This window comes from Okeania sp. SIO2B9, from assembly GCF_010672505.1.
Taxonomy (GTDB): domain Bacteria; phylum Cyanobacteriota; class Cyanobacteriia; order Cyanobacteriales; family Microcoleaceae; genus Okeania; species Okeania hirsuta.
The window spans coordinates 1-4,927 of record NZ_JAAHGK010000514.1 but is presented as its reverse complement, the minus strand read 5'-3'; the positions used below and the strand labels follow the sequence as shown (position 1 = coordinate 4,927).

Annotated in this window: 4 protein-coding genes and 1 pseudogene; 3 read left to right on the top strand and 2 right to left on the bottom strand. The window is 37.2% G+C overall.

Annotation, left to right across the window (positions count from 1 at the left end):
* Both F6K13_RS18080 and F6K13_RS18075 read right to left on the bottom strand, forming a co-directional pair.
* Nucleotides 1-273: pseudogene (locus F6K13_RS18080) on the bottom strand (glycosyl transferase group 1); the annotation flags it as partial.
* A 1,467-nt stretch (nucleotides 274-1,740) separates the two neighbouring features.
* Nucleotides 1,741-2,277: a P-loop NTPase family protein gene (locus F6K13_RS18075; protein ID WP_124145234.1), complete on the bottom strand. Its 537-nt coding sequence runs from the start codon at nucleotides 2,275-2,277 to the stop codon at nucleotides 1,741-1,743.
* A gap of 758 nt (nucleotides 2,278-3,035) precedes the next feature.
* On the opposite strand from F6K13_RS18075, the gene F6K13_RS18070 reads away from it, so the two are divergent.
* The 3 genes from F6K13_RS18070 to F6K13_RS18060 all read left to right on the top strand — a co-directional run bounded on the left by F6K13_RS18070 (nucleotide 3,036) and on the right by F6K13_RS18060 (nucleotide 4,774).
* Entirely contained in the window at nucleotides 3,036-3,596 is a 561-nt protein-coding gene (locus tag F6K13_RS18070) for an adenylate kinase (RefSeq protein WP_124145235.1), read from the top strand.
* A 145-nt stretch (nucleotides 3,597-3,741) separates the two neighbouring features.
* Nucleotides 3,742-4,470 (top strand): ribonuclease PH, encoded by a 729-nt coding sequence (gene rph, locus F6K13_RS18065; protein WP_124145236.1) that lies wholly within the window; start codon nucleotides 3,742-3,744, stop codon nucleotides 4,468-4,470.
* Nucleotides 4,471-4,600: 130 nt separating this feature from the next.
* On the top strand, nucleotides 4,601-4,774 hold the full coding sequence (locus tag F6K13_RS18060; RefSeq protein ID WP_161564548.1) for a hypothetical protein: 174 nt from the start codon (nucleotides 4,601-4,603) through the stop codon (nucleotides 4,772-4,774).
* The last annotated feature ends 153 nt before the right edge of the window (nucleotides 4,775-4,927 follow it).

Here is a 4,927-nt window from a genome sequence, read left to right as displayed (position 1 = left end):
AGCGTGTTGATTTAACCATTGTAATAACTTCAGAGAAAATTTATAACGACGGAATGGAGAACAACGAAAATAACGAATTTGATAACCATTTTGTCTAACAGGTTTATCAAGAGGAACATCTAAAGGTGGTTGACCTATATCTCCATTAGAATCTGTAGTGAGAATAGTAACATCTATATTTTGAGCAGCAAGAGCAGTAGAAAGTCCTAATACCATTTGACTAGGACCACCATAAACAAGAGAAATAGATGGTACTATCTGTAATATTCGCATAATTTAATTTAACTATATTTGATACCCTATAGTATAAATCCCCATCAATTCTTTAGTTGTCCAATATTAATTTACTTCATCATTTGATAAATGTTGTCAAGTCTTAGAGACTATTTGTACAAGGAATATAAATCTAGTAGACTGACGCAGCTAAAACTGTGCAATAGATTTTTTTTCTAGGTGTCTTTATCTCCCCTATTCCCCTGCTCCCCTACTCCCCTACTCCCATCTAACGCACCCTGTTAAAAAATCCAAAATTAGCGATTGCCTGACATATTTCTCCTTGCTTGAAAATTAACCAGGCCAAACAGACAAATCGAAAGTCCCCGCTAATTGAGTCAGCCACACTTACGTCTGCCACGTGTGAAATTTTCTGCCGCATAGCAATTAATAACCCTCAGAGCATTGCAAGCTCCGCCATCGCCCTGACTGCACAAACGAGCTAAGTTGCTAAGACCACCTGCTTGATTAACCTGGCGCAAAAAATTACAGGCCCGATTATTATTTCGCTGTTGGCAATAATAGCTAATCTGACGAATACCCGCTCTAGTCACAGTATTAACTAAGTCGCAAGCTCGCGCATTTCCTTGTCTGCAAAGCCTACCTCATCTCTCACAACTCCCAGTATTTCCTCCGTAGCAACTGTTGTAAAGATCGTTAAGTTGATTGGACCTTGCAGGTGATGGTTCTAGATAGGAGTGTAGCGACAGTCAGCACTGCCAAAAATATTTGTTTCATGCTCAATAACTAAACTTTTTCATTTTACTGTAACGATAGTAACAGAAATATCCTTCCCACCGAAGTAATCATTTATCTTCTCCTAAGAAGAAGTCAGGAGTCAGGAGTCAGGAGACAGAATTTAGAAGAAAATCATAGCTGGAAGATTTTTTCACAAAGATAATTTTTTACAACAACAAAAATTATTTCTCTACAAGCATCAACTTATACTAATTCATAAACATTAATGCTGTACTGCCTCAAAATTTCAGTTATTAACTAATAAGTAAACTTCAATCATATTTTTAAAAATTCTAGGCACAACCGTGAAGATATATTATTCCTATAAACCCTACTCCCTACTGCCTACTCTCAAGAAAATGTAGGAAAAATGTACGATAAATGGTTTAAAAAAGGATTAGGCAGTAATTCTAATATTTTAATCTTGGTAAAGAGAGAATTTGGAAAGCAAAACCTCTTCCCTTTTCTCTCTCCTAGATAATTAGAGCTTGCTGCAATATTGCTAAAAGTCAGGATAGCTTACGGTAATGGAGCTTTTTATATTTAACTTATCTCCTAGTTATTGGCTCTTATTAGCATCAATTTACTGAAATTTTATGCTGAAATTCAAGAAAATTTCTTAACATAAAATGACCGAAACCATTGCCTGTTCCCCACAAATCGACCCGTCCCCGTGTCCTACCCCCACTAACCAATTTTTTCAGCAGACCCTGATTAAAACTTTCTTTCTTATGGCCTGTGACTGCGACGAATTTTAGTAATTTGGTCTGCCATGTCCAAAATTGCCTCTGGCATATCTGGGCCTGTCAAAATTACATCTACATGAACAGGACGTTTTTCTAGAAACTCTATTACTTCAATGTCTGGAATTAAGGCAAAATTAATAGCTACGCTTAATTCATCAAGAACTACTAACTCATACTTTCCTTCATCTACAACCTTTTGAGTATAGACCCACAAGTCCAGTAATGAATTTTTCTGACTTTCATCTATATCCGGCGTATCAATACAACCACGAAGACCACAACGAAGCCAATCCAGATTTTGTCCTAGTTGCATTGGATGATCATGTCCCTGGTTAATTCCTCCTTTGAGAAACTGTACAATCAACACAGGAGTTCCTTGGCCAGCTATCCTCAAAGCTTGAGCCATAACATCAGTAAAGAAATTGCGCTGACCACTTGTGAATACTTGCACCAGACCTGGAACAGTGTATGGTAGATCGCTAGGAATATTTATAGAAGGGGTTTGTAGTTGTGCAACCATTATGAAAATTAAAATTGAGAAATCTATTTTTGGTAATATACTGAATTTTTCCAGTTTGTAAGCTGGACTGAAACATTGCCCAAGGACAATACTTGTTTTACAATATATAGTGCTTTTTTTGATTATACTATAAATTTAACACTATATGTATGTCCAATTCAAATAAATAGGTAATAGGGAACACAAGAGTCAACGGATAGTTCTGAGATTCTCTATCCTGACTATGTTAGGACTACCAAAACACTTAATCAGGACTTATGCAAAAAAGAAGTTATACACCATTTGTAGGGGTTAACGGCCGTATACTCCTACCATAGGTGGTGGTTATGCATAAGTCCTGTTAATGATGAATTATGACTAAAAATACCAAATGGGTTCTATAGCAATATGATTTAGGTTGTGAGATATTGGAAACTTTTAGGGAACAGGGAACAGGGAACAGGGAACAGGGAACAGGGAACAGGGAACAGGGAGCAGGGAACAGGGAACAGGGAAGAAGAAAAAAGCACATGGACATTATAAGGAACAGTCAAATTCTCACAACTGATTCCTGATTGCTATTATATATATCTGAGTTTTTGATAAATCAATTAATCAGGACTTACGCATAACCACCATATCTAGTAGGGGGTGACGGCAGTTAACCTCTACAAATTGTATATAATTCCACTTTTTGTGTAAGTCCTGTTAATGCTGCTATCTATATAGATATATAAAATAATCAAGTATTGTATTGTGACTAATCAAGTTGAGGGACTGTGAGACTGATAATTTTAGGTGGTCCAGGTGCTGGGAAAGGAACTCAAGCACAATGGTTATGTAATCATTTACAGATTCCTTTAATTTCTATTGGCGATTTACTTAGAGAAGCGATCGCTACTCAAACAACATTAGGCCAGATGGCGCAGCTTTATGTAGAAAAGGGGGAGTTAGTACCAGACCAAACAATGATCCAGTTTGTTCGTCAACGACTTTTACAGTCTGATGTTAGCCAGGGTTGGTTAATTGATGGTTATCCGAGAACTGCTTTTCAGGCGGAAGAACTAAATTTTTTATTAGATGATTTAGGGCAAAAGCTAAACTGGGCAATTTATTTACAGGTATCTGAGAAGATACTGATGAATCGATGTCTACAGCGATCGCGTGCTGATGATGACCCAGAAATTGTGCGACGTCGGGTAGAGTTATTCTATGAGCGTACTATTCCTATTTTGGAATATTATGAATATCGTCAAAGATTACTCACTATTGATGGGGAACAACAAATTACCCAAGTTCAACAACAAATATTACAACAATTTCAAGAATTTAGAATTTAGAATTTAGAATTTAGAATTTAGAATTTAGAATTTAGAATTACCTCTTCTGATAAAATTAAGAGGATTGGATGAATTGAGAGGCTTTATACCTGAATTTTTCAGTAATTCTCAGTAGTTTATTAATTAATCAATTTTATAGATATCTATGTCTTGGCAACGTCCTGATGGCAGACAACCAGAGCAATTGCGTCCTGTCAGTTTTGAATTAGATTATACTAAATTTGCTACCAGTTCTGTTTTAACTAAGTGTGGCGAGACAAAGGTACTTTGCACTGTCACTATCCAACCAGGAGTACCTAAGTTTTTGGCAGACACGGGACAAGGTTGGTTAACTGCTGAATATAGAATGTTACCTGGTGCAACTCCCCAACGCCAACAAAGAGAATTTATGAAACTTTCTGGACGCACTCAAGAAATTCAAAGGTTGATCGGACGTAGTTTGAGAGCATCTCTGGATATGAATTTATTAGGGGAACGCACTATTATTGTAGATGCTGATGTTTTGCAAGCAGATGCGGGTACTCGTACTACTTCTATTACTGGGGGGTTTGTAGCAGTGGCGAATGCTATTAATAAGTTGATGCAGCAAGGAGAGTTGGAGCGATCGCCTATTTTGCATCAGGTTGCTGCTGTGTCAGTAGGGTTATTGGAGGGGAAAGAATTTTTGGATTTGAATTACACTGAAGATGTAGCGGCAGAAATTGATTTTAATGTGGTGATGAATGATAAACCTGCTTTAATTGAAGTTCAGGGAACGGCAGAAACAGGTAGCTTTAGTCGTACTCAACTTAATCAAATTCTAGATTTAGCAGAAGCAGGAATTCAAGAGTTATTTGTAGCTCAACGTCAAGCTATTTCCAATTCGGTAGTATAGATATTGCATAGTAGAGAGCTTCTGAAAAGAGGGAAATTGAGGGACAATTCTTACTCCTACCTCATCTAAATTCCCCATTTTTCCTTACTTCTGACTCCTACCAGAATACTTTATTCCGCAAACCCTAATTATGATGATTTACGACAAATTTAGGGTAGATATATCAGTCGCTACTATAGTTAGAACATCGGGTAATTATGATGATTTACGACGCGAGCAAGATGCTCGCACTAATTGTAAAACACCAACAAGTCGGTTGCTATATCTCTTGAGTTTTTACGCAAACACAGGGCAACAGACATGATATTATTCCAAGCTCAGTGGACATAATAGACTTGTCGCTTTATAAGGTAAAGTAAAGTTAATAGGGTGTTTGAGATGGGACAATGTTAGATCTGAATCGGGTGCTAAAAGAAGACCGCCTCAGTGCGGGCATTGACTGGACTAAACCGTAAGG